The following is a 23,932-nucleotide window of genomic DNA, read 5'->3' on the forward strand; positions in this document are numbered from 1 at the left end:
TCCAAGGCAAATCAGCAACGTGCTGTTTTAGCTTGATTTTTCTCGCAGATGACGCTCCCAAGCGAGCGCGTGGGCCACTATCGTGTCGAGATTGCCGTAGCGCGGCTGCCACGAGAACGTCTCGTGGATGCGGTCGACACCGGCCACGATCGATGGCGGATCGCCCGGCCGGCGGCCGGTCAGGCGCGCTTCGAAGTCGGTCCCGGCGGCCCGTTTCACCGCATCGATCACCTCGAGAACCGAATAACCGCGCCCATAGCCGCAGTTGACCGTCGTGTTGGCGCCGCCGTCGCGCAGATGGTTCAGCGCACAGGAATGGGCCGCGACGAGATCCGTAACGTGGATGTAGTCACGCACGCACGTGCCGTCCGGCGTCGGATAGTCCGTGCCGTAGATTTGCATGTACGGACGCTTGCCGACCACTGTCTCCGCCGCGACCTTGATCAGATGTGTCGCGCCGGGCGTCGATTGTCCGGTACGTCCCTGCGGGTCGGCGCCAGCGACGTTGAAGTAGCGCAGCACGACCGTGTGCAATCCATGCGCGTAGGCGACATCGGCGAGCATCGTCTCGGTCATCAGCTTCGACGTGCCGTAGGGCGACATCGGCCGCAGCGGCGAGTCTTCCGACACCGGCTTCATGTCGACATCGCCGTAGACCGCAGCTGTCGACGAGAAGATGAAGTTCTCAACGCCGGTCGCAACCGCGGATGCGAGCAGCGAGCGTGTATTCGATGTGTTGTTCTTGTAATAACCGAGCGGGTTACTCACTGAATCTGGCACCACGACGGACGCCGCGAAATGGATGATCGTATCGACCTTGTGCCACTTGAGAATTGATGCGGTCAGCGTCTCGTTGCCGGTGTCGCCGACGTACAGCGGCACGCCTTCCGGGATGACCGATTTGACACCCGTCGACAAATTGTCGAGGACGACGACATCTTCCCCTGCATCGCGCAGAGCGAGCACCATATGACTGCCGATGTAACCGGCGCCGCCCGTGACGAGAATGGTCATACTTGAAAGCCCATGCCTGTTTGCGCGACGCTTCTACACCGCTGCAGTGAATAGCTCGTTACGCGGCTTGCCGCCACATTCGGTCGAATCCTATCAAGCGATTGATATACCTTGACTATATCGTCCCTCGTTTTCGTCAAGACTTCGTCGCTCGGAGATGTGATTCATCACATGCCCGCGATGACAGACGCGCGACGGGCTTTTCCGAAGGCCCACATCGCCTGGGTTGTTGAAGCACCTTATGTGCCACTTGTGCGATTGCATCCAGGCGTCGACGAGGTTCTTCCGGTGGCGACACGGCGTTGGCGACAATCCTGGTACAAGCCCGAGACGATCGCCGAAATCCGCAACGCATTGTCCGCCCTGCGCGCGCGGCGCCACGACATCGCAATCGATACCCAGGGTTTGATGCGGTCCGCGATCCTCACACAAGTCATCCGCGGCAACCGTCACGGCTACGATCGCGACAGCATCCGCGAGCGGGCCGCCGCGATTTTCTACGACGTCAAGCATGCCGTGCCGCGCTCGCTGCACGCGATCGATCGCAACCGCGTGCTGACAGGCGCCGCGCTCGGCTATACGCCGCAAGGTGCTTTGGATTTTGGGCTGCGACCGCAGACGTCGACGAATGTGCGTGATTATGCGGTGCTGCTTCATGGCTCTGCGGGTTTGCGCAAAGAATGGAGTGACGAGAACTGGCTCCTCGTCGGACGCGCGCTTGCGGCCTCGGGCGTGCGCGCTGTCCTGCCGTGGGGCTCGCCGCGCGAGCGCGAGCGGGCGGAACGGCTCGCCGCGCAATTGCCGCGCGCCGAGGCGCGGGGAGGCGAGGGGCTAGGTTCAGTCGCTCAAATGATCGCCGGAGCACGCCTTGTGATCGGCTTGGACACGGGGCTTCTGCACCTCGCGGCAGCCTATGCCGTGCCATTGATCGGCATCTTCGTCGCCAGCGATCCGACGCTGACCGCCCCGCGCGGTACCGGATTGATCACCGTCCTTGGTGCACCGGGGGAACCACCGGCTGCTGCCGCCGTTACGGCAGCAATTCCGCCGCTTCTCGGCGTCTAAAAAGGTCGCGCCGCAGCGTCAACGTGCTACAAACCGGAAAAGACAGAAGGCCAGGAAACCGATGAGCCAGACAACGAAACTAGCCGACCTCAAGGTCAAGCTTTTCACCGACGGCGCGGACAAAGCGCAGATCGTCGAAATGGCGGCCAACAAATGGATCGCCGGCTTCACCACCAATCCGTCGCTGCTCAAGAAGGCTGGCGTCAAGGATTACGAAGCCTTCGGTCGCGACATCGTCTCGGCAGTGCCGGATCGTCACATCTCGTTCGAAGTCTTCTCCGACGACATTCCCGAAATGGTCGCGCAGGCTGAAATCATCCGCACATGGGGCGAGAACGTTTACGTCAAGCTGCCGGTCACCAACACCAAAGGCGAAGGCCTTTACGACGCAGTGCGCGGCCTCTCGCGCGACGGCGTGAAGCTCAACATCACGGCGATCTTCGATGCGGATCAAACCGCGCGCGCGATCGACGCTGTGGCAGGTGGTGCACCGGCCTGCGTGTCTATCTTCGCCGGCCGTCTTGCCGATTTCGGCATCGACTATGCGCCGCTGATGCGTAATGGCATCAAGCGCGCACGTGAGACGAAGAATGTCGAGATCATCTGGGCCTCGACCCGCGAGGTCTACAACGTGATCGAGGCTGACCAGATGGGTTGCCACATCATCACGGCGCCTGCCGACGTGCTGAAGAAGCTGCCGTTGATCGGCACCAAGACCGGCGCTCAGCTCTCGCTCGACGCCGTCAAAGCGTTCCGTGAGGATGCGATTGCGGCCGGTCTTAGCCTGTCCGGGAAGGCACGCAGCGCCGCCGAGTGAGGCACGCCAAGCGCGCCCACAGCGGAAGTATTTGAAATAATTGTTGTTGTTGGCTCGCCGGGGAGGCCTGTCGCCAAGCCGTCCCGGCGCGTGTTAAGTCCCGGGCTGGGGCTTCTGTTTGAGTGAGTGTGGTGATTCGAATGGCGCAACCTAAACGGCGCGAGGACGATTCCGTCCGGATCGGTGTGGTTGGTACCGGCATCATGGGCAGCAACCACGCCCGTGTGCTCGCGGACCTTCCGCACGTGACGCTGGTCGGCATCGCGGATCCCGACAACGTCCAGGCCAAACGCATCACGCAAGCGCTCGGTTGCGCAGCCGTCGAAAGCCTCACCGAATTGCTCGATCTCGGCGTCGACGCCGTCTCGATCGCCGCACCGACCCATCTGCATCATCAGCTGGCGCTCGAAGCGATTGATCGCGGCGTACATGTGCTTGTCGAGAAGCCGATCGCATCGACGGTCGGGCAGGGGCGCGAGATCGTCCAGGCGGCCGAGCGCAAGGGCGTCACCTTGATGGTCGGTCACGTCGAGCGTTTCAACCCGGCCGTACAGTCCGTTAAGGACGCGCTCGCCGGCGAAGAGATCCTCTCGATCAGCATCACGCGCGTCGGGCCGTTCCCGCCGCGTATGTCGAATGTGGGCGTCGTCATCGATCTCGCTGTCCACGACATCGACTTGATCCGCTATTTCACGGACTCGGACATCTCCGAGGTGCAACCGTTGCTCGCCTCGGCGCGCGCCGAGAACGAAGACATCGCGCTGCTGCAATTCCGGACCAAGTCGGGTGTGTTGGCGCAGATCAACACAAACTGGCTGACTCCGTTCAAGGCACGCACCGTACACGTCGCGACGCGAGCGAAGTACGTGCAGGCGGACCTCATCACCCGCCAGGTCAGCGAATGCTTCGGCTTCCAGCCGGACGGTAGTTACTCCATGCGCCATCTGTCGGTCGGCCATGCCGAGCCGCTGCGGGCCGAATTGATGGCTTTCGTCCAGGCCGTCAAAGGTGGGGCCGGTACGGGCGTCACCGGCGACGAGGGCGTTGCCAGCCTCGAAGTCGCGATCCAGTGCCTCGACCGAGACTCCGGCGCTGGCCTGCGCCACAAGGTTCCGCCGAAAGTGGCTGCTGTCAGCTAATCGCTATTGCTTGAATATCCTGAACGGTATATATGAATATTCAATAGTGGATATTCATTATGCCGCTCTACATTCGTGACGACGAGGTCGACGCGCTGGCAGCTGAAGTTCAGCGCCGGACTGGCGCCTCTACAAAAACTGAGGCCGTCAGACAGGCGCTTCAGCGCGAGATTGCTCGTATCGCGCAGGAAGTCCCGCTCCGTCAGCGCTTGGCGGAACTACGCAAGCAAGCCGAGATGTACGGCCTTCCCAATCGCGACTTCGACATGAAGAAGTTCTCCGATGAACTATGGGACGACGAATGAGCTTCGTCGACGCGTCGGTCATCGTTGCGATCATCAATGCCGAATCCGGGTTCGAAGAGTTGGAGAAACGCCTCGCCGCTAACGAGGGGCCGCTGTTTGTCTCTCCGCTCGTCCGGTTTGAAGCGACAGTCGCTTTGGCGCGCGCTATCGCGGGAAAATCGCAAAGCAGTCAGAAAGCGATCGGAGCAGCACGCGAGCTGGTGGATGATTTCGTGCGTGCCGTAAATGCAGCAGAGTTGCCGATCTCAACCGAAATCGGAAACGGTGCTCTCGATGTTGCTGATCGTTACGGAAAATTCGTCGGTCACGCTGCGAACCTCAACTTCGGCGACTGCTTCGCTTACGCATGCGCGAAAGCAAACAGCCTATCGTTGATTTACAAGGGCGATGATTTTGTCAAAACCGATCTCGGCTAACGCATGCTAGGCCGCATCGCTTCGGTCGGGGGCTTCACGCTGCTCTCGCGCGTTGCCGGATTCGCGCGCGACATCATGCTCGCCGCGATCCTTGGTGCAGGACCGATCGCCGACGCGTTTTTCGTAGCGCTGCGCTTGCCGAATCATTTCCGCGCGATCTTCGCCGAAGGGGCATTTCAGGCCGCCTTCGTGCCGGCTTACACGCGCATCCGCACGCAGGACGGCGCCGACAAGGCGCGCATTTTCGGCGACCGCGTCTTTACGTTGCTCTTCATCACGCAAGTCGCATTGCTGGTCGCCGCGCTCGCCTTCACGCCGTCAGTCATTCGTCTTCTCGCGCCAGGCTACGACAACGATCCGCAACGCTTCGCGCTCGCGACTGAACTCACGCGCATCACGTTCCCATACTTGATGCTCATGACGCTGGTGACGTTGCTCGGCGGCATGCTCAACGCCATCGGCCGCTTTGCCTCTGCGGCGGCCGCACCAATCCTGCTCAACCTCACCATGATGGTGACCTTGGCGCTCGCCGCTTTCTTTCCGACCACGGGCCACGCTGCCGCCTGGGGCGTGCTTATCGCCGGTGTTCTTGAATTCCTCTTGCTTGCCGCCGATGCGAAACGTCACGGCGTGATGGCGCGCTTTCGTCAGCCGATCCTCGATCCGGACCTACGCAAATTTTTCCGTGCGCTCGGGCCCGCCGTTATCGGGCGGGGTGGCGTCCAGGTTGCAATGTTCGCCGACACCATCATCGCGACGTTCCTGCCCATCGGTGCCGTCTCGGCGCTCTACTATGCGGATCGCATCTACCAGCTGCCGATCGGTGTCATCGCCATTGCGGCGGGCACCGTGCTGGTTCCCGAAATGGCGCGCCGCATCGCGGGCGGCGACGATGCCGGTGCGCGCCGCGCACAGATTAACGTCATCAACCTCACTCTGCTGCTGTCGGTGCCGTGCGTCGCGGCCTTCTTGGCGGTGCCTGACCTCATCATGCGCGCGCTGTTCTTGCGCGGCGCCTTCACGGCAGCCGACGCGGCGAATTCCGGCGCGACGCTCAGCGCGTATGCGGTCGGCCTCATCGCGACGATGCTGATCGCCTGCATGACGCCGACCTTCTACGCGCGCGGCGATACGACGACGCCGATGAAAGCGTCTCTCATCGCCATCGCGGTCAACATCGCATTCAAAGTCCTGCTGATGGGCACGCTCGCGCAGACGGGGCTTGCGCTCGCGACCAGCATCGGCGCCTGGGTGAATGTGTTGCTTTTGATCCTTTTGGCGGCGCGCGCCGGACTGTTCGTCATCGACCGCGCGCTGATGATCAATACTGCCAAGATGCTGGCAGCAGGACTCGTCCTCGGAATTGTGCTCTGGCTGCTACAGAAGCCGGTCGGCGTCCTCTTTTCGAGCACGATCCGTTGGCACGAGGAGTTGACATTGGCTGTCCTCGGCCTATCTGGGCTCTGCGTTTATTTGCTGGCGCTGTTGGCGCTATTCGGCCGATCACTGGGCAAACTGGTACGTCGGGCGCAGTAGATTCATCAGTTTTGCGAATGGGTGCGATTCGAAATCCGCACACGATGCGAATTTTTTTCCCGCATTGCGTGTCGGAATTTGGTTGCGCCGAACGTTAATGGTATAGGCATCGCCATAATTACCGCGTTGGCGTGAACTTTAGGTTCGCTCGGCAGGCCGCGCGCGCATCCACATCCAGGATATCGTCTGGGGGCAGACGAGATTCCGATCCGAATCGGAGATCACATGACCGCGAAATCTCTCGCGCGTGGTGTCGTTGTCGCGTCGCTATTGGGGCTCTTAGCGGCTTGCGGCGAACAGAAGCAACAGCAGCAGGGCGGCCCGCCGCCACCACCCGTCACCGTCGCCAACCCGAAATCGATCAAGGTCGTCGATAAGGACGATTACGTCGGCCGCTTTGTCGCGGTCGATTCGGTCGAGGTGCGCGCCCGCGTATCGGGGCAGCTCGAGAAAATCCATTTCACGGACGGCCAGATGGTGAAGCAGGGCGATCTCCTCTTCACGATCGATAAGCGCCCGTTCAAGAACACATACGATCAGGCGCTTGCGACCAGAGAGCAGGCGCAAGCCAATCTCGCTTTCGCGCAAGCTGATTTGACGCGCGCGCAGCAGCTCGTGCGTGAGCGTACGATCTCGGAACAGGTGTTCGAGCAGCGCACGCAGGCCAAGCGCACTGCAGAGGCATCGGTCTCGGGTGCCGAGGCGCAAGTGCGCCAGGCCGCGCTCGATCTCGAATTCACTGAGGTGCGTGCTGCCGTGGCAGGCCGCATCGGTGATCGTCAGGTCTCCGCTGGCAACCTTGTGACTGGCGGCAATGGTGGCTCGACGACGCTGCTCGCGACGATCGTCTCGCAGGATCCGATCCGCTTCGAATTCACCTTCGACGAAGCCTCATACCTTCGCTACCTGCGTCTCGGCGCGGGTCAGAAGGACATCGCGGATCGCGGCGTGAAGACCCCGATCATGCTGCGTCTGATCGACGAGAAAGAATACAAGCACCAAGGTACGATCGACTTCTTGAACAACGTCTTCGATCGCAACTCCGGCACCATCCGCGGCCGCGGCATTTTCCCGAATGCCGACGCGCTTTTCGCGCCCGGCATGTTCGCGCGCGTGCAGGTGCCGGCGTCGAACCCGTACGAAGCTCTCTCGGTTCCGGATGCGGCGATCGGCAGCGAGCAGGCGCGCAAGTTCGTCTACGTCGTCGGCGAAGACAACGTGCCGAAGCCGAAATACGTCGTGCTGGGTCCGCTCCAAGAGGGCGCACGCGTCATCAAGGAAGGCCTCGACAAGAACGATCGCGTCGTCGTCAACGGGCTGATGCGCATTCGTCCGGGTCAGAAGGTGACGCCGCAGGAGCAGGGCGCGCAGCCGCCACCACAAGGCGCTCCTGGGGCACAGCCGGCCGAAAAGAAGTAGGCCCGCCATGCGATTCACACACTTCTTCATCGAACGGCCGATCTTTGCGGCCGTGCTCTCGATCGTCATCGTGATTCTCGGTGCCGTTGCGGGACTTCGTCTGCCGATCGCGCAATATCCAGAAATTGCGCCGCCGCAGATCACCATCACGGGGCAGTATCCCGGCGCCAGCGCCGAGACGCTGGCCGACACGGTCGTCGCGCCGATCGAGCAGCAGGTCAACGGCGTCGAAAAGATGCTGTATCTCTACTCGAACTCGAGTGCCGACGGCCGCTTCACCATCACGGTGACGTTCGACATCGGCACCAACCTCGATATCGCGCAGGTGCAGGTGCAGAACCGCGTCTCGATCGTGACGCCACGTCTGCCCGATCAGGTCCGCCAAATCGGCGTGCTGACGGCGAAGAGCGCGGCGGGATTTCTGCTCGGCGTCAACGTCGATTCGCCCGACAAGACGCGCGACACGCTCTATCTGACCAACTACGTCAACGTGAACATGAAGGACCAGCTGACGCGTATTCCAGGCGTCGGTAACGTTCTCATCTTCGGTCAGCGCGATTTCGCGATGCAGATCTGGCTCGATCCGACCCGGCTGCAGTCACTCAACATGACGGCAACCGACGTCACGCAGGCGCTCGCTGGTCAGAACATCCAGGTCTCGTCGGGCGTGCTCAACGCGCCGCCGATTCAGAATCAACACGCGTTTCAGGTCGCGGTTCGCACGCTCGGCCGTCTCTCCGACGTCAACGAGTTCCAAAACGTCGTCGTCAAGCAGACGCCGGGCGCTATCGTGCGATTGCGCGATGTCGCGCGTGTCGAACTGACCGGCCAAGACTACTCGTCGGACAGTTACATCAACGGCAATCCGTCGGTCTTCATCGCGATCACCCAGCTGCCGGGCTCGAACGCGTTGTCGACGGGTGAAGCCGTTCGCTCGGCCGTCCGCGAAATGGCGACGCAATTCCCGTCGGGTGTTCGCGCGCGTCCGCTTTACGATCCGACGCAGTACATTCAGGAATCCGTCAACGCCGTCGTCGAGACGATCGGCGAAGCCGTGATTCTCGTCGTGCTCGTCGTCATCCTGTTCCTGCAGACATGGCGCGCCGCGATCATTCCGCTCCTCGCGATTCCGATCTCGCTCGTAGGCACGTTCTTCGTGATGAGCTTGTTCGGCTTCTCGCTGAATAACCTGTCGCTGTTCGGCCTCATCCTCGCCATCGGCATCGTGGTCGACGACGCGATCGTCGTCGTCGAAAACGTCGAGCGCAACATTCAGGACGGCATGTCGCCGCGCGATGCGGCGCACAAGACCATGGACGAAGTCGGCGCCGCGCTGGTGTCGATCGCGCTCGTGCTCTGCGCCGTGTTCATCCCGGCGGCGTTCATCACCGGCATTTCGGGCCAGTTCTATCGCCAGTTCGCGCTGACGATCGCGGGCTCGACCGTGATCTCGCTCATTGTGTCGCTGACGCTGTCGCCGGCGATGTGCGCGGTGTTGCTCAAGCCGCACAAGGAAGGCCACAGCACGAAGTGGTACGAGAAGCCGATCCGTGGCTTCTTCAACCTCTTCAATCGCGGCTTCGACGGTGTCTCGCGTGGTTATGGCTGGGTCGCCGGCAAAACCGTGCGCTTCGCCTTCATCGTGCTGCTGATTTACGGCGGCATTCTCGCGTTCGGCCTCAACGAGTTCCGCCGCACGCCGCAGGGCTTCATCCCGCAGCAAGATCAGACGTATCTGATCGCGGTCGCGCAGTTGCCGTCTGGCGCTTCGCTCGCCCGCACGGACGCCGTGATGCGCCGCGCCAGCGATATCGCGCTGACGATCCCGGGTATCGCGCACGCTGTCGCGATCACCGGCTTCTCGGGTGCGACGTTCACCAACGCATCGAACGCCGGCGCGATGTTCGTGCTGCTCGCGCCGTTCGAAGAACGCATCAAGGATCCGAAGCAGTCTGCTGACGCGATCCGCATGCAACTCTTCGGCAAGCTGCAGGTGATCGAGGAAGCCTTCATGATCGCCGTGTCGCCGCCGCCCGTGCAGGGCATCGGCAACGCGGGTGGCTTCCGCATGATGATCGAGGATCGTGTTGGCGCCGGACCTGCAGCATTGCAGGGTGCCGTCTACGCGATGATGGGCCGCGCCGCGCAGACGCCCGGCTTGATGCAGGTGTTCTCGCTCTACGATACGGGCACGCCGCAGCTCTATCTCGATATCGACCGCGCCAAGGCGCAGCTGATGGGCATCAACCTCACGGAGGTGTTCCAGACACTGCAGATCAATATCGGCTCGGCCTACATCAACGACTTTAACCTCATCGGACGAACCTTCCGCGTGCAGGCGCAAGCGGATGGTCCGTATCGTATGACGGCGAAGGACGTGATGAACCTGCGCGTGCGCAACGCGCAAGGCGACACGGTGCCGATCGGTTCGTTCGCGACCGCGAGCGATATCTCCGGTCCGTTCCGCGTGCCGCGTTACAACATCTATCCGTCGGCGGAGCTTGACGGCTCGCCCGCGCCCGGCTTCAGCCAAGGGCAGGCGATCCAGATCATGCAGAAGCTCGCCGCCGAGACGTTGCCGCCCGGTTTTGCCTTCGAGTGGACGGATCTTGCGTATCAACAGATCCGTGCCGGCGACACCGCGATGTTCGCGTTCATCTTGGGCGTCGTCTTCGTGTTCCTGGTGCTCGCCGCGCAGTACGAAAGTCTGACGTTGCCGCTTGCCGTCATCATGATCGTGCCGATGTGTCTCGTCGCCGCGATCACGGGCGTCATCTGGCGCGGGATGGACAACAACATCCTGACGCAGGTCGGCTTCATCGTGCTCATAGCGCTTGCGGCGAAGAACGCGATTCTGATCGTCGAGTTTGCCAAGCAACTTGAAGATCAGGGCGAGACGCGCACGCATGCCGCAACGCATGCCGCGGAGATGCGGCTGCGTCCGATCATCATGACGTCGCTCGCCTTCATCTTGGGCGTGTTGCCGCTCGTGATCGCGAAGGGCGCGGGCGCGGAACTTCGTCAAGCACTCGGTACTGCCGTGTTCTTCGGCATGATCGGTGTGACGATCTTCGGCTTGCTTTTCACGCCGGCTTTCTATGTGATCTCGCGATGGATGGCTGGGCTCTTTTCTCGAGGGAAAAAGGAGCCTGCGCCGCAGCCCGCGGAGTAATGCATGCCCCCTGTGAAGTTCGGATTCGGTCAAGCCGTCACGCGTAAAGAAGACGACGCTTTGATCAGAGGCGTCGGCCGTTACGTGGCGGACGTTCAGCCGGATGGTGTTCTTCACGCGGTCGTGTTGCGCTCCCCGCATGCTCACGCAAAGTTCAAGATAACGGACGTCGAGGCGGCGAAAGCCGTCAAAGGCGTCCGATTGATTCTGACGGCGGCCGATCTCAAGGATCTCGGCGATCTCCCGTGCCACGGCATCCCGCCGGGCGTGAAGGTCGACGTTCCCTCGTACCCGATCCTCGCTACGGACACGGTGCGTCACGTTGGTGATTCCGTCGCGCTCATCGTCGCCGACACGATCGATCAAGCGCGCGACGGCGCCGAGAAGATCGAAGTCGAATACGAACAACTGCCGCACATCGTCGACATGGAAGCTGCGGTGAAATCCGGCGCGCCGGCGGTGTGGAAGAACCAGAAAGACAACGTCTGCTTCGAGACCACGATCGGCGACAAGAAGAAAACCGACGCGCTGTTCGAGAAGGCCGACAAAGTCATCGAGCTGCGCATTGTCAATCCGCGCGTCGTGACGAACTATCTCGATACGCGCGGCGTCATTGCGGAATACGAGAAAGAAAGCGGCCGCCTCAACATCACGCTGTCGAGCCAGGGTCCGCACGTGATGCGCGACGTGCTTGCCGGCGACGTGCTCAAGATCGCGCCGGAGAAGCTGCGCGTGATGACGCCGGACGTCGGCGGCGGCTTCGGCACGAAGCTGTTCCCGTATCGCGAATACGCGCTGGTGACGGAAGCGGCGCGACGCCTCAAGAAATCCGTGAAGTGGATCGGCGAGCGCACCGAGCACTTCCTCTCCTGCGCGCAAGGCCGCGACAACATCACGATCGCGAAGGTCGCTTGCGACTCCAAGGGCAAATTCCTCGCATTCTCGGTCGACACGCTCGCCGACATGGGCGCGTATCTCTCGCTCTATGCGCCGTTCATTCCGTTCATCGGCGCCGAAATGCTGCCGGGCCTCTACGATTTCAAAGCATGCCACATCCGCCTGCGCGGCGTTTACACGAACACAGTCCCGGTCGATGCGTATCGTGGCGCCGGTCGTCCGGAAGCCGCGTATGTGATCGAGCGCGTCGTTGATCATGTCGCGCGCGAGCTAGGCATTCCGCGCGACACGCTGCGCAAGCGCAACTTCATCGCGGCAAAACAGATGCCGTACACCACGCCGACCAACAAGACGTATGATTCGGGCGAGTTCGCGCAACATATGGAAAAGGCGCAGGACATCGCCGACTGGAAGGGTTTCGAGAAGCGCGCGAAAGCCGCTAAGAAAAACGGCAAGCTGCGCGGCATCGGCCTCGGCTCGTATATCGAAGCCTGCGGCGGCAATGGCCCCGAGAGCGCGAAGATGCAGCTCGACCAAGACGGCGGCGTTACGATTTTTATCGGGACGCAGTCGAGCGGGCAGGGCCATCACACGGCGTATGCACAGATCGTTGCCGATCACCTCGGCCTGTCGCCGGACATGGTGCGCACCGTGCAGGGCGACACCGACAAAATCGCGACCGGTGCCGGCACCGGCGGCTCGTCGTCGATTCCAGTGGGCGGTGTTGCGGTCGGCGGGGCGGCGAAGAAGCTCGGCGAAAATTTGAAGATCATCGCGGCCGACAAGCTTGAAGCCGGCGTCGGCGATCTCGAAATCGCGGAAGGCAACGTGCGCGTCGTCGGTACCGATCGTCAGGTCTCATTCGCGGATATCGCGAAAGCGCCGGTGAAACCGGAGTTGCTGATCACGGACGACAAGTGTGAGCCGCCGGCCGCGACCTATCCGAACGGCACGCATGTTGTTGAAGTCGAGATCGATCCGGGCACCGGCCACGTCGATTTCGTGAATTACGTGATCGTTGACGACTTCGGAGTGACGCTGAACCCGCTGATGCTTGCCGGCCAGATTCACGGCGGCACTGTGCAAGGCCTCGGCCAAGCGCTGCTCGAACACGCGATCTACGACAAGGACTCTGGTCAGCTCGTCACGGCCTCGCTGATGGATTACGCGCTCCCGCGCGCGAGCCACGTGCCACCGATGTCGTTCGAGACCAACAACGTGAAGTGCGTCACCAACGCGCTCGGCGTCAAAGGCGCCGGCGAGGCGGGTGCGATCGGTTCATGCCCCGCGATCATGAACGCGATCGCGGATGCGCTCTATCGCGCGCACGGCACGCCGCAAATCATCGATATGCCGGCGACGCCGCAGCGCGTCTGGCAGGCGCTCCGCGAGTCGGAGCGCGCCCACACGATGTAAGCGCGGCGAAGCCGCCGGGAGAGCGGCCTGAGCCGCTAGGAGAGAACGATGGCTACGATCGAAGTCGGCTTCATGGCATTCGTTGCCGAGGGCAGCCCCGGCATCGGCGCGGTCCGCAGCGTCACGCGCGACAAGATCGTGATCTATGTCGAGAACGCGGGCGAGTTCGCGGTGTCGCTCTCGGCCGTCCGCTCGGTGCACGACCAGAAGGTCATCCTCGATCCCGGCAAGCTCGAGCCAAAAATGCTGAGCGCGATCGGCCATGCGCATGACCGCGAAGACCCGAACGTGGCCGGATAAGGTTCTTGTTGCACCGCACAGCTGCGTGACCGCTGTCATCGCCCCGTTGACATAGTTCGGAATAATTCGAAACTACCAATCGCCGGTTGCGTTGATCGGCACGGGCCGGCTCCCGCCGGCTGAACTTTAGGAGTTTCCATGCTTCGAACCGTCCTCACGGCCGCGCTCGTTACGCTCGGTGCCACCGTTGTCGTTGCGCAAGACCCGATAGCGGCACGCAAGGAGCTTATGAAGGGCGTCGGCGCTCAGGCGCGCAACGGCGCGCAGATGGTGCGCGGCGAACAGCCTTTCGAGCTCGCCAAAGCGCAGACCGTTTTCAAAGTCTTCCAGGACGCGGGTGAGAAATTCCCGGCGATGTTCCCGGAGAATTCGAAGACCGGCGGCGATACCGCGGCGCTTCCGGCGATCTGGACCAACATGCCGGACTTCAAAGCGAAGTCCGATAAATTGGCTGCTGACGCGAAAGCCGCGCAGGCAAGCGTGAAGGATCTCGAGACGTTCAAGACGGCGTTCGGCGGCATCGGCCGTGACTGCGGCGCGTGCCACGAAACCTATCGCGCCAAGCGGAATTAATCTTCCAATATAACCACTAGCTCCGCTAATCCCCGCGAAAGCGGGGATCCAGCCGAACGCCCGTAAGGCGCTGAACGACTGGACGGAGCGAAGTTTTTTTCCGGCGCGTGCTGACGCACGCGCTGGATACCCGCCGAAGTTAATCCTCGAAGGATCGGGGACGGGTGTGAGCGGACTGTGAGGAAACCGAAATGCTCCGCAAACTCCTCGTCTCCGTTATTCTCCTCGCGATCGTCGGCGGCGCGGTGTTTTGGTTCATCTCGGCGCCGCAGCCGCTTGCCGCGAATGCGCTCGCAGCTCCTCACACCGCGAACGTCAAGAACGGCGAGACGATGTTCTTCGCCGGCGGCTGTTCGTCGTGTCACGCCAAGCCCGGCCAAGATAACAAGTTCAATCTCTCGGGCGGGCTCGGCCTGAAGTCACCGTTCGGCACCTTCTACGTTCCTAATATCTCGTCCGATCCAAATGACGGCATCGGCAAGTGGAGCGAGACGGATTTCGCGAACGCGATGCTGCGCGGCGTCGGCCCCGGCGGCGTGCATCTCTATCCGGCATTTCCCTACACGTCGTATCAGCGCATGACGCTCGCCGACACGCGCGACCTCTACGCGTTCATCAAAACGTTGCAGCCCGAAAAGGGTCGCGTGCGCGATCATGATCTGCCGTTCCCGTTCAACATCCGCCGCACGCTCGGCGTCTGGAAGTTGCTCAACCTTGACGGCAAAACATTCGCCGCCGATACGTCGAAGCCGGCGGACTGGAATCGCGGCGCGTATCTCGTCAACGGCCCGGGCCATTGTGCCGAATGTCATTCGCCGCGCGACCTGATGGGCGGCATTGTTTCCGGCCAGCGCTTTGCAGGTGGTCGAAACCCGGAAGGCGAGGGCTGGGTACCGAACATCACACAGGCGCGCCTCGGCAAATGGTCGGTCGGCGAAATCGAGGAAGTGCTGGCGAGCGGCCTCAATCCGGACGGCGATTCCGTCGGCGGCTCGATGGCGCCGGTCGTCCGCAATACCGGACAGCTCTCACCGGATGACCGCAAAGCGATGGCGGCTTACATCAAGTCGCTGCCCGCCGTCGAAGGGCCGAAACCGCCCAAGTAACGGCTGCCGTTATCGCGCGACGCGATGCGCGCGACCTATGCGCACACAAGGGTTTGTCGCGCCTCGAAAATCCTTATGGTGCGGGTGATTCCCTCGCACCCTCGCACGATGAACGTTTTCAAAGGTATCCTCCTTAAAATCGCGTCCGCGCTCGTGTTCGCGACGATGCAGGCGCTGGTGCGTTGGGTCAGCGACACCGTGCCGGTCGGGCAGGTGGTGTTCTTCCGTGCGCTCTTCGCGATCCCGCCGCTGCTGCTGATTTACGCATATCGCCGCCAGCTCTCGACCGCGTTCCGCACCAACCGCTTCGGCGGGCACGTAACGCGCGGCCTCATCGGCGTAGCCGGCATGTTCTTCAACTTCGCAGCTCTCGCGCGGCTCCCGCTCGCGGAGTCGACCGCGATCGGGTTCGCGGCTCCGTTGATGACCGTCGCGCTGGCGGCCGTGCTGCTTGGCGAGCGCGTCAGGGTCTATCGCTGGTCGGCGGTCGGTGTCGGCTTTCTCGGCGTCCTCGTGATGCTCTCGCCACATCTCAACGTCGCGCACGGACCGGAAGCCGCGCTCGGCGTTTTCTTGGCGATCCTTGCCGCTTTCACGTCGGCCGGGTCCGTTATTCAGACGCGGCGGCTGATGGACACCGAAACCAACGCCGCGATCGTTCTCTACTTCTCGATCATCTCGGTGATCGGCGGCCTCGCGACGCTGCCGTGGGGCTGGGTCATGCCGGGCGGCCTGCAGCTCACGGCGCTGATCGGCATCGGCGTGCTCGGCGGCGTCGGGCATTTGCTGATGACGGAAAGCTTCCGCTGGGCGCCCGCATCCGTCATCGCGCCGTTCGACTACACGATGCTGCTCTGGGCTTTCCTGCTCGGCTATCTGCTGTTCGGCGAAGTGCCGATGAGTGCGGTCTTCGTCGGCGCCGTGATCGTTGTCGCGGCGGGACTCTTCGTCATCTGGCGCGAGCGCAAGCTGGGACTCGAACGCCCGCGGCCGCCGGCCGCGGGGCCGCCGGTCGCGAGTTGAGCGTTAAAAAGAAACGCCCCGAAACCGGGGCGTTGGGTTAGGCGCAGTAGCGGATGCGGCACCAAACACCGCGCGGCGTATTGGCCGCGCAGTAGTTCAACGCGATGCGGGCCGCGCGGGCGCGATTGGGATGCCAACCCACGCCCCAGCCGCCTGACGCGCTGCTCGCGCGGCATTGCCAAGCGAAGGCATCGGTCGGGGCCATTGTGAATCCTGCGCCGGCGATCACGACGGCGAGCAACAGCTTCTTCATTTCCAGCTCCTGAAGTGGCTCGCTTGGGCCCGTCTTTGGCGGGTTCAGCGAGCAGCGACGTCCGGCCCGAGGCAACGATACGCAGGCGACTTGGAAGATTGTTGGTTGTCATTGCGCCAAGCCTGGCGCGAAATTTGGACAAAACCTTTGTCACGGGCAAGCGCGATTTGTACGCAAACGAACGGTTGCGTTCGGTAACCTGAATGGAGAGGGTTACTAGAAGGCTTTGAAGGTGACGATCGTCCGCGTGTCCTGGATGCCCGGAATGACCTGGACCTTCTCGTTCACGAAATGGCCGATATCGGTCTCCGGCGGGATGTAGAACTTCACCAGAAGGTCGAAATCCCCGGCCGTCGAATAGATCTCGGACGCGATCTCGGCGTCCGCCAACGCATTGGCGACCTGATACGACTTGCCGAGCTGGCATTTGATCTGGATGAAGAACGCGATCATGAGAACTCCCGGAGTCTCTTTGCAATCCACCAAAACCCGAGGCCGGGCGCAAGCTTGATCGGGCCCCTCAAATGGGCGAGACCTTAGATCAAATCCTCCAGCCGGGCCGTTGTCACACCATGAAAGTCGATTTGCGCCTCTACGCCCTGGTCGATCCGGAGCACACCGGCGGTCACGATATCGCGGCGCTCGCGGCAGCGGTCGTGAAGGGCGGAGCGACGCTGGTCCAGCTCCGCGACAAGAAGGGCTCGACCCGCGAGATGATCGCCCGCGCTCGCGCCATCCATGCGGCGCTGAAGGGTACCGGCGTCCCCCTGCTCATCAACGACCGTGTTGACGTCGCGCTCGCTGCCGGGGTCGAGGGCGTCCACATCGGGTGGGACGACATGGCGGCGGACGATGCGCGCCGCCTGCTCGGCAAGGGCGCCATCATAGGCCTCTCGATTAACAGCGCCGAGCGGGCCCGCACAGCGCCGATTGAGTTGCTCGACTACGTCTGCATTGGCGGCGTCTTTGCGACTACCTCGAAGGACAATCCGAACCCGCCGCAGGGCGTTGCCGGGGTTTGCGCCTTCGCGGACATCATCCGTCCACGCGCGCCGAAGGGCTTTCCGGTCGGCGCCATCGCGGGCATCACGGCAGCCAATGCGGGCGAGGTCATTGCCGGAGGTCTCGACGGCGTCGCCGTCATCACGGCTTTGTCCCTCAAGCCTGATCCGGAAGCCGCCGCCCGTGAGCTGCGCGGTATCGTCGATCGGAGTCTAAAGGTCGGCGCGGGAGCGCCCGCATGAGCGCCATCGCGGTCACCATCGCGGGCTCGGACTCAGGGGGAGGGGCCGGCATCCAGGCCGACCTCAAAACTTTCTCTGCGCTCGGCGTCTATGGCGCGACCGTCCTCGCTGCCCTGACGGCTCAGAACACCAAGGGCGTTACCGGCATCCACTCGGTCCCGCCCGATTTCGTCGCACAGCAGATTGACGCCGTTTTCTCCGACCTCAAGATTGACGCCGTGAAGATCGGCATGCTGGCCGACAGCGCCGTCATCGAAACGGTGGCGGCCGGTCTCGACCGCCACGCCGCCCGCAATATCGTGCTCGACCCCGTCATGGTCGCGACCTCGGGCGACCGGCTGCTCAAACCGGACGCGATCGACACGCTCCGCAAGGTCCTCATCCCCCGCGCCGCGATTATCACGCCGAACCTGCCGGAAGCCGCCGCTCTGCTCGACGCGCCTGTCGCGCGCAGCGAGACCGAGATGCGTGATCAGGGCGAGAGGCTTTTGAAGCTTGGCGCCAAGGCCGTGCTGGTCAAAGGCGGTCACGGCGAGAGCGCCGAGGCGGTCGATCTCCTGATCGAGCCGAGCCGGCAGACACGTCTTGCTGCCGTGCGCGTCAACACGCGCAATACCCACGGCACCGGCTGCACGTTGTCGTCCGCCATCGCGGCCGGTCTCGCCAAGGGCCAAGACCTCGGCAGCGCTGTCGCGGCCGCGAAGGACTACATCACGGCGGCGCTGCAGGCGTCGGAGCGCTTGAGCATCGGGTCCGGCCACGGACCGGTCCACCACTTCCACGCGTGGTGGTAGATTGCGACTCGCATTCAGACGGTTAGCGGCATCTGCTGAATCGGAATGCGAAGCGTGTACGCGGCCGTGCGCATAGGTTAAAGCATTCCAGGTGAAGTGGATACCGGTTCACCGTCCGGAAATGCGACTACTCAAAGAATCGAAAGTCCGCTTTGCTTCTATCGAAGCGGACTTTAGAAGGGCGCCATGAACGATCGCAAAGGCATCATGGACGCGGGCGCGGTGGCGCTTTCCGGCCAGCTCGGCAAGACCATCCAGCGGCTGCGCAAGAACTATAACCTGTCGCTGTCCGAACTCGCTGAACAGTCCGGCGTCGCCAAATCGATCATCAGCCAGATTGAGCGTAACGAGACTAACCCGACGCTCGCGACCATCTGGCGCCTCTCGCAGGCTCTCGATGTCTCCATCGATCGTGTCCTCGCGACCCAGGAAGACGACCCCTTCGTCGAACTGGTGAGCCGCGGCGATACCCCGACGCTTGTCTCGGACGACGGCAAGATCACGCTCGCGATCACCGGTTGGATCAAAACGGTCGAATGGCTGCAGTGGTACGACGTGATCGCGGAGCCGGGCGGCGAACTCGACTCCGACGCGCATCAGCGCGGTTCGATCGAATGCCTGTCGGTGCTTGAGGGGACACTCGAGGTCGAGGTCGGCGGCGTCGTCGAGAAGATCGAAACCGGAGGCACCGCGCGCTATCGCTGCGACCGCCGCCACACCATCCGCAACACCGGCACCGTGCCGGCACGAGCCACGATGGTCTGCATCCTCAAAGCCGCCGTGATGGAGTAGCGCTCGCGTTTTCCGACTCCATGCCAGTCGGTTGCAAGCGTTGGTTGAATCAAACTCAGAACTTTCTTCGCTTAGCGCTCGCCGCGATTGCCGCTGTCATCCCGGCCAAGCGGCGTAGCCGCGAGAGCCGGGACCCATGTATCCCTGCGCTCGCTGGGATTCATGGATCCCGGCTCAGCTCACGCGCTTCGCGCATTCGCTGTCCGCGATGACAATCCGTGTCGTGACCGCGCCCTAAGACACATTAAAAAACGAAAAGGGCGCGGACCATGCCGCGCTCTTCCTCATTTTATCGTTGAGGCTTACGCCTTGAACTTCACGACCTTCTGGCGCTGCTCGCCGAGGCCCGTAATGCCGAGCGTGACGACATCCTTCGGCTTCAGGAACTGCGGCGTCGGCTTGATGCCGAGGCCAACGCCCGGCGGGGTGCCGGTCACGATCACGTCGCCCGGCTCGAGCACGAAGAACTGCGAGCAGTACCAAACGATGTGCGCGCACGAGAAAATCATGGTCGACGTGTTGCCGGTCTGCTTGCGCTCGCCGTTGACGTCCAGCCACATGTCGAGCTTCTGCGGATTTCCGACTTCGTCGGCCGTCACCATCCATGGCCCGATCGGGCCGAAAGTCTCGCAACCCTTGCCCTTGGTCCATTGGCCGCCGCGCTCGATCTGGAAGGCGCGCTCCGACACGTCGTTCGCCGCGCAGTAGCCGGCGACGACCGAGAGGGCGTCTTTCTTCGAGAGGTAGCGGGCACGCTGGCCGATGACGATGCCGAGTTCGATTTCCCAGTCGAGCTTGGTCGAGCCCTTCGGCACCATCGTGTCGTCGTTCGGGCCGCAGATCGAGGACGGCGCCTTATTGAAGATGATCGGCTCGGCCGGGATCGGCATGCCGGATTCGGCCGCATGGTCCGAATAATTCAGGCCGATCGCGATGAAGTTGCGCGGCTGGACGACGCATGAGCCGAGGCGCGGGTCGCCCTTCACGAGCGGCAGCTTGTCGACCTTCTGCTTTTTGATCTTGGCGAGGCCCTTCGGGCTCAGCGCCTCACCATCGATGTCCTTGACCACTTTCGAGAGGTCCCGGATGCGGCCATCCGCATCGATAATGCCGGGCTTCTCACGGCCGGGCTGGCCATAGCGGACGAGCTTCATCAGTCACTCCTTAGGAGAATGTGCTTGGGATGTTTGGACGTGTCCCCGCGCGGCCATGTTGGCAGGCGCGGCGCGATCATGCGCCGCGAGGCGCGCGGCCCGCAAGGTCGCGGGCTGCATTTTTTCGCGGATCACGCGAAGTTCTACATGACGCCCGGGAAGCGGCCGCCGTCGATCAACAGGCTCTGGCCCGTGATGTAGCCGGCATGCGCCGAGCAGAGGAATGCGCAGGCCTGGCCGAACTCTTCCGGCTGGCCGATGCGACGGGCCGGCACCTGCTCGTAAGCCTTCTGCCGTGCGTCATCCTCGGAGATGCCGAGTTTCTTGGCGGTGAGCGCATTGCCGGAGCGCCAGCGGTCGGTCTCGAAGATGCCCGGCAGGATGTGGTTGATGGTGACGTTCGCATGCGCGACGTTCCGTGCGACACCGGCGAGGAAGCCCTGCAAGCCGAGGCGGGCGCCGGACGAGAGGTCGAGGCCCGGAATCGGCAGCTTCACGCTGCCTGACGTGATGTTGACGATGCGGCCGAACTTTCGCTCGATCATCGGGTCGATGACCTTCTGGATCAGCTCGATCCCGACCACCATGTTGCCGAGCGCGCCCTTGAGCATGTCGTCGCGCGAGAGCTCGCGGAAATCGCGGAAGGGCGGGCCCGCATTGTTGTTGACCAGAATGTCCGGCTGCGGGCAGGCGGCGAGCAGGGCGGCCTGACCTTCCGGCGTGCCGACATCGGCCGCAACCGCCGTCACCTTCGCGCCGGTCTTGGCGCGGATCTCAGCAGCCGTTGCGTCTAGGGCCTTCGCGTCGCGGCCGTTGATGACGACCTCGCAGCCGGCCTCCGCCAACGCTTCGGCGCAGCCGCGGCCGAGACCTTTGCTCGATGCGCAGACGATGGCCTTACGGCCGGCGATACCCAAATCCATGACGTTCCTCCGAGTTTCGGCGCGCACCATAGTGATAAGGCGCGCGATGGCAAACCTCGCCGATAGCGCGGCAAAGTTGCGAAGAAGCGACTCCAGCGTTCAGCCGGAAGGCGCGGATCCGACTCTATTTTTTCTTCACCTGGCCGGGGTCGTAGTAGAACCGCTCGCGGTGGATGAGGTCACCTTGCCACTGCTGATACGCGATCTCGTCGATCGTGAAACTCGTCCCCTCCGCGTCCGTGAAGCGGAAGAGCCAGTTGATCACGACGATATCGCCTTCGATGAAAATCGGACCGCGCAGCTCGGTGTCGATGCGCGCATATTTGGCCATCGTGGCGCGCTCTTGCGTCGCCAACAGATCGCGGCCGACGCGCGGCGGATTGAGGTTCTCCTGCATCGAGGCATCCTCGGCGTAGAATCGCTCGATCGCCTCGTCGTGCCGTCCGGAGAGGACGACAGCAATAAACTCTTCGACGCGGGTTCTGGAAGGCATCTCGAAATCCTGTTCTTGCAATGGGGCTGCAGACAGCAGGTTGGTTCTCCCGCAGCGCACAAATTGAGTATTGACAAGTCGAACGCCGCGTTCGATATAAAGAACGTCCCGACACAAGGGGCCGCGGAATTTGAACGCAGCTTGCGCCGCGAGAAAAACGCTAAAGCGCCCGTCGTCAGCGGGCTTCACCAGGAGTGTGACATGTCCGCCGAACGCTGTCCGGGTTGAGCCACATCCGCCACCCGAAGAATCTCACAGAGGAACGCGCCATTCCGGCGCCCGATCAATCCATGAATGCTTTTGTATCGACAGCAACGGCTGAGGCCGCCGTGCTGGGCCCGGCCGAGAATAGGCCGGTCATCGTACTCGACCGCGTCGGGAAGACATTCTCGCCCCGCGATAAGGGCGAGGGCGTCATCGCGGTCGACGATGTCTCGGTCTCGTTGAGCGCGGGCGAGATCGTCGGCATCATCGGCCGCTCCGGCGCCGGCAAGTCGACACTTGTACGTCTCATCAACGGCCTCGAAACTCCGACCAGCGGAACCGTCACGGTGGATGGCGTAGCTATCTCGTCGCTCGATGAGCGGGGCGCCCGGCAGGCCCGCCGCGCCATCGGCATGGTCTTCCAGCACTTCAACCTTTTGTCATCGCGTACGGCAGCCGACAACATCGCACTGCCGCTTGAGATCGCCGGCCGCCCGAAAGACGAGATCAAGAAGCGCGTCGACGAACTGCTCGGCCTTGTTGGCCTCACCGCCGAGCGCGACCGCTACCCGTCGGAACTGTCCGGTGGCCAGAAGCAGCGCGTCGGCATCGCGCGCGCACTTGCGGCAAACCCGAAAGTTCTGCTGTGCGACGAGGCGACGTCGGCGCTCGATCCCGACACAACCCACCAGATCCTCGAACTCCTGGCGCGCATCCGCCGAGAGCTGAAGCTCACGATCATCCTCATCACGCACGAGATGGCAGTCGTGAAGGCGATCGCCGATCGCGTCGTCGTGCTCGAGCGCGGCCGCGTGATCGAGCAAGGGACGACGTTCGAGATATTCTCGGCGCCGAAGCATCCGACGACGCGCAGCTTCCTGTCGACGCTCGGTGGCGCACAGTTGCCCGAAACCATCGCGGCACGGTTGACGCAAGAGCGTCCGCCGAACGGGCAGGCGGTCGTGCGTGTCATCTTCACGGGCCCGCAGGCGAACCAGCCCGTGCTCTCGCGCATCACGCGCGTGCTCAATGTCGACATCACGATCGTGTCCGGCCAGGTCGAAACGATCGGCGGCAAAGGCTTCGGCACGCTCATCGTCACGGTGCCGGGTGACGAAGTGACGCTCAACGGCGTCACCGCCGCGATTCAACGGCTCGATCTCAACGCAGAGGTGCTTGGCTATGTCGCCTGAAATCATACGCGCCATCATCTACGCGACCGGCGAGACCGCCTACATGGTTGCGGTCGCGGCCGCCCTCGGCACGCTGTTCGGCCTGCCGCTCGGCGTTTTCCTTGCAACATCGCGCGCCGGCGAAATCTTTGCGGCGCCGATTACCAACCGCGTCATCGGCGCAGTCGTGAACGCAACCCGCTCGACGCCATTCATCATTCTCGTCGTCGCGATCATCCCGTTTACGCGGCTGATCGCCGGCACGTCGATCGGCACATCGGCCGCGATCGTTCCACTCACCCTCGCGGCGACGCCGTTCATCGCGCGCATCATCGAAGCAGCCCTGCGCGAGGTCGATCCCGGTCTCATCGAGGCCGCGCGGTCTATGGGCGCAAGCCCAGTCCAGATCGTGACGAAAGTGCTCGTGCCCGAGGCGCGGCCGTCGATCACGCTCGGCCTCACGCTTTCCATCGTCACGCTCTTGTCGTCGTCTGCGATGGTCGGCGCCGTCGGCGGCGGCGGCCTCGGCGATCTCGGGATTCGCTACGGCTATCAGCGCTTCATGCCCGAAGTGATGGCCGTGGTCGTGATCGTCCTCATCGTTCTCGTCCAATCCGTCCAATCGACCGGCGATTTCCTCGCTCGCAAACTTGACCGCCGCGCGCGCCGCGGCTGATTTCCACGCGCTCGCGCGCCTGAACACAG

General features: G+C 62.8%; 24 protein-coding genes. 18 read left to right on the plus strand and 6 right to left on the minus strand.

The genetic code is table 11. The annotated features are described in order from the left end of the window. Positions 1-27: 27 nt before the first annotated feature. Positions 28-1,014 carry a UDP-glucose 4-epimerase GalE gene (galE, locus tag GJW30_RS10960; RefSeq protein WP_096355221.1) on the minus strand — a complete coding sequence of 329 codons (987 nt, stop codon included), beginning with the start codon at positions 1,012-1,014 and terminating at the stop codon, positions 28-30. 180 nt (positions 1,015-1,194) lie between these two features. Here galE and waaC point away from each other — a divergent pair, with 180 nt between their 5' ends. The 13 genes from waaC to GJW30_RS11025 all read left to right on the plus strand — a co-directional run bounded on the left by waaC (position 1,195) and on the right by GJW30_RS11025 (position 16,198). Further along, positions 1,195-2,079 carry a lipopolysaccharide heptosyltransferase I gene (gene waaC, locus GJW30_RS10965; protein WP_430727183.1) on the plus strand — a complete coding sequence of 295 codons (885 nt, stop codon included), beginning with the start codon at positions 1,195-1,197 and terminating at the stop codon, positions 2,077-2,079. A gap of 61 nt (positions 2,080-2,140) precedes the next feature. Then, entirely contained in the window at positions 2,141-2,896 is a 756-nt protein-coding gene (locus GJW30_RS10970; RefSeq protein ID WP_096355223.1) for a transaldolase, read from the plus strand. Between the two features lie 140 nt (positions 2,897-3,036). Beyond that, complete coding sequence (locus GJW30_RS10975; protein ID WP_096355225.1) at positions 3,037-4,035, plus strand: Gfo/Idh/MocA family protein; 999 nt, start codon at positions 3,037-3,039, stop codon at positions 4,033-4,035. 59 nt (positions 4,036-4,094) lie between these two features. Continuing rightward, positions 4,095-4,340: a type II toxin-antitoxin system VapB family antitoxin gene (locus GJW30_RS10980; RefSeq protein WP_096355227.1), complete on the plus strand. Its 246-nt coding sequence runs from the start codon at positions 4,095-4,097 to the stop codon at positions 4,338-4,340. Then, positions 4,337-4,756, plus strand: a complete 420-nt coding sequence (locus GJW30_RS10985) for a type II toxin-antitoxin system VapC family toxin (RefSeq protein ID WP_096355229.1) — start codon at positions 4,337-4,339, stop codon at positions 4,754-4,756. The genes GJW30_RS10980 and GJW30_RS10985 overlap by 4 nt, the downstream gene beginning before the upstream one ends. A 3-nt stretch (positions 4,757-4,759) precedes the next feature. Continuing rightward, positions 4,760-6,292 (plus strand): murein biosynthesis integral membrane protein MurJ, encoded by a 1,533-nt coding sequence (gene murJ / locus GJW30_RS10990; RefSeq protein ID WP_096355231.1) that lies wholly within the window; start codon positions 4,760-4,762, stop codon positions 6,290-6,292. 225 nt (positions 6,293-6,517) lie between these two features. Then, positions 6,518-7,711: an efflux RND transporter periplasmic adaptor subunit gene (locus GJW30_RS10995; protein ID WP_096355233.1), complete on the plus strand. Its 1,194-nt coding sequence runs from the start codon at positions 6,518-6,520 to the stop codon at positions 7,709-7,711. A gap of 7 nt (positions 7,712-7,718) precedes the next feature. After that, positions 7,719-10,883, plus strand: a complete 3,165-nt coding sequence (locus tag GJW30_RS11000; protein WP_096355235.1) for an efflux RND transporter permease subunit — start codon at positions 7,719-7,721, stop codon at positions 10,881-10,883. Between the two features lie 3 nt (positions 10,884-10,886). Then, entirely contained in the window at positions 10,887-13,196 is a 2,310-nt protein-coding gene (locus GJW30_RS11005) for a xanthine dehydrogenase family protein molybdopterin-binding subunit (RefSeq protein ID WP_096355237.1), read from the plus strand. A 48-nt stretch (positions 13,197-13,244) separates the two neighbouring features. After that, a complete protein-coding gene (locus GJW30_RS11010; protein WP_096355239.1) occupies positions 13,245-13,496 on the plus strand; it encodes a hypothetical protein in 252 nt (83 codons plus the stop codon). 138 nt (positions 13,497-13,634) lie between these two features. Further along, positions 13,635-14,069 carry a c-type cytochrome gene (locus GJW30_RS11015; RefSeq protein WP_096355241.1) on the plus strand — a complete coding sequence of 145 codons (435 nt, stop codon included), beginning with the start codon at positions 13,635-13,637 and terminating at the stop codon, positions 14,067-14,069. 191 nt (positions 14,070-14,260) lie between these two features. Next, positions 14,261-15,175 (plus strand): c-type cytochrome, encoded by a 915-nt coding sequence (locus tag GJW30_RS11020; protein ID WP_096355243.1) that lies wholly within the window; start codon positions 14,261-14,263, stop codon positions 15,173-15,175. Positions 15,176-15,283: 108 nt separating this feature from the next. After that, positions 15,284-16,198: a DMT family transporter gene (locus GJW30_RS11025; RefSeq protein WP_096358783.1), complete on the plus strand. Its 915-nt coding sequence runs from the start codon at positions 15,284-15,286 to the stop codon at positions 16,196-16,198. 37 nt (positions 16,199-16,235) lie between these two features. Here GJW30_RS11025 and GJW30_RS11030 read toward each other — a convergent pair whose 3' ends face one another. Together GJW30_RS11030 and GJW30_RS11035 are read right to left on the minus strand one after the other, a co-directional pair. After that, the gene (locus GJW30_RS11030) at positions 16,236-16,451 is read right to left on the minus strand and encodes a hypothetical protein (protein ID WP_096355245.1); all 216 of its coding nucleotides are present in this window, start codon (positions 16,449-16,451) and stop codon (positions 16,236-16,238) included. A gap of 216 nt (positions 16,452-16,667) precedes the next feature. Then, entirely contained in the window at positions 16,668-16,904 is a 237-nt protein-coding gene (locus tag GJW30_RS11035) for an Lrp/AsnC ligand binding domain-containing protein (RefSeq protein ID WP_096355247.1), read from the minus strand. 119 nt (positions 16,905-17,023) lie between these two features. On the opposite strand from GJW30_RS11035, the gene thiE reads away from it, so the two are divergent. From thiE to GJW30_RS11050, 3 genes are all read left to right on the plus strand, one after another. Next, positions 17,024-17,695, plus strand: a complete 672-nt coding sequence (gene thiE, locus GJW30_RS11040; protein ID WP_096355249.1) for a thiamine phosphate synthase — start codon at positions 17,024-17,026, stop codon at positions 17,693-17,695. Beyond that, on the plus strand, positions 17,692-18,489 hold the full coding sequence (gene thiD, locus GJW30_RS11045; RefSeq protein ID WP_096355251.1) for a bifunctional hydroxymethylpyrimidine kinase/phosphomethylpyrimidine kinase: 798 nt from the start codon (positions 17,692-17,694) through the stop codon (positions 18,487-18,489). Before thiE ends, thiD begins: the two co-directional genes overlap by 4 nt. Positions 18,490-18,675: 186 nt before the next feature. Further along, a complete protein-coding gene (locus GJW30_RS11050; protein WP_096355253.1) occupies positions 18,676-19,281 on the plus strand; it encodes a helix-turn-helix domain-containing protein in 606 nt (201 codons plus the stop codon). A gap of 302 nt (positions 19,282-19,583) precedes the next feature. Here GJW30_RS11050 and GJW30_RS11055 read toward each other — a convergent pair whose 3' ends face one another. The 3 genes from GJW30_RS11055 to GJW30_RS11065 form a co-directional block, all read right to left on the minus strand. After that, a complete protein-coding gene (locus tag GJW30_RS11055; RefSeq protein WP_096355255.1) occupies positions 19,584-20,435 on the minus strand; it encodes a fumarylacetoacetate hydrolase family protein in 852 nt (283 codons plus the stop codon). Between the two features lie 143 nt (positions 20,436-20,578). Beyond that, complete coding sequence (locus GJW30_RS11060; protein WP_096355257.1) at positions 20,579-21,358, minus strand: SDR family oxidoreductase; 780 nt, start codon at positions 21,356-21,358, stop codon at positions 20,579-20,581. A gap of 124 nt (positions 21,359-21,482) precedes the next feature. Next, positions 21,483-22,040, minus strand: coding sequence for a nuclear transport factor 2 family protein (locus GJW30_RS11065; RefSeq protein WP_245408729.1), 558 nt, complete (start codon positions 22,038-22,040; stop codon positions 21,483-21,485). A 101-nt stretch (positions 22,041-22,141) separates the two neighbouring features. Here GJW30_RS11065 and GJW30_RS11070 point away from each other — a divergent pair, with 101 nt between their 5' ends. Both GJW30_RS11070 and GJW30_RS11075 read left to right on the plus strand, forming a co-directional pair. Further along, complete coding sequence (locus GJW30_RS11070) at positions 22,142-23,248, plus strand: methionine ABC transporter ATP-binding protein (RefSeq protein ID WP_096358784.1); 1,107 nt, start codon at positions 22,142-22,144, stop codon at positions 23,246-23,248. After that, positions 23,238-23,903 carry a methionine ABC transporter permease gene (locus tag GJW30_RS11075; RefSeq protein WP_096355261.1) on the plus strand — a complete coding sequence of 222 codons (666 nt, stop codon included), beginning with the start codon at positions 23,238-23,240 and terminating at the stop codon, positions 23,901-23,903. Before GJW30_RS11070 ends, GJW30_RS11075 begins: the two co-directional genes overlap by 11 nt. Positions 23,904-23,932: the final 29 nt, after the last annotated feature.

Source organism: Variibacter gotjawalensis, assembly GCF_002355335.1.
GTDB lineage: Bacteria > Pseudomonadota > Alphaproteobacteria > Rhizobiales > Xanthobacteraceae > Variibacter > Variibacter gotjawalensis.